The organism is Mesorhizobium sp. M7A.F.Ca.CA.004.06.1.1, assembly GCF_003999135.1.
Taxonomy (GTDB): Bacteria; Pseudomonadota; Alphaproteobacteria; order Rhizobiales; family Rhizobiaceae; genus Mesorhizobium.
In genome coordinates, this window is record NZ_RZPQ01001374.1 from 1 (window position 1) to 601 (window position 601).

Below are 601 nucleotides of genomic sequence, written 5' to 3' on the forward strand. Positions count from 1 at the left end.
CCGCCATGGAGGTCTTCGCGGCGGTGAAACAACTGGAGGCCGCAGGCGCCATCGGCGCCGAGATCGAGGTCGTCCCGGTCGAGGTGGCCAAGGCGATCTCGGAACGCACATCGCTGATCATGCTGTCGATGGGAGCGGGCACCGGTTGCGATGCGCAATATCTGTTCGCCGACGACATCCTCGGCCAGAACCGGGGCCACATGCCTCGCCATTCCAAGGTCTACCGCAACTTCGCCGCCGAATATGATCGTTTGCAGGCCGAGCGCATCGCCGCGTTCTCGGAGTATGTTGCCGATGTCAACAGTCTCGCCTATCCCGAAGACAAGCATGTGGTGCATATGGATCCGGCTGAGCTCAGCCTGTTCATGAAAAGGGTCGACAGGGCGTGAAATCTCAAGGCAATGATGCGACGGACGAGGCCGCGCCGGTTCATATTCTTACGCTTTCCTGCGAGGACCGGCCGGGGATCGTCGCCGCCGTCACGGCGGAGCTTGCCGCGAACGGCGCCAACATCGCCGAAAGCAGCCAGTTCTGGGACCGGCAGACCAATCGCTTTTTCATGCGGATCGCCTTCATCAGCCCGCCAGGCTCGACCAGGGAC

At 62.2% G+C, this 601-nt stretch carries 2 protein-coding genes; both read left to right on the forward strand.

Annotated elements, in window-relative coordinates:
• Positions 1 to 389, forward strand: a 389-nt coding sequence (locus EN906_RS36415) for a 3-methyl-2-oxobutanoate hydroxymethyltransferase (protein ID WP_206529296.1), incomplete at its 5' end; no start/stop codon positions are given.
• On the forward strand, positions 386 to 601 hold a 216-nt coding region (locus tag EN906_RS36420), incomplete at its 3' end, for an ACT domain-containing protein (RefSeq protein WP_127375886.1). The genes EN906_RS36415 and EN906_RS36420, both read left to right, overlap by 4 nt.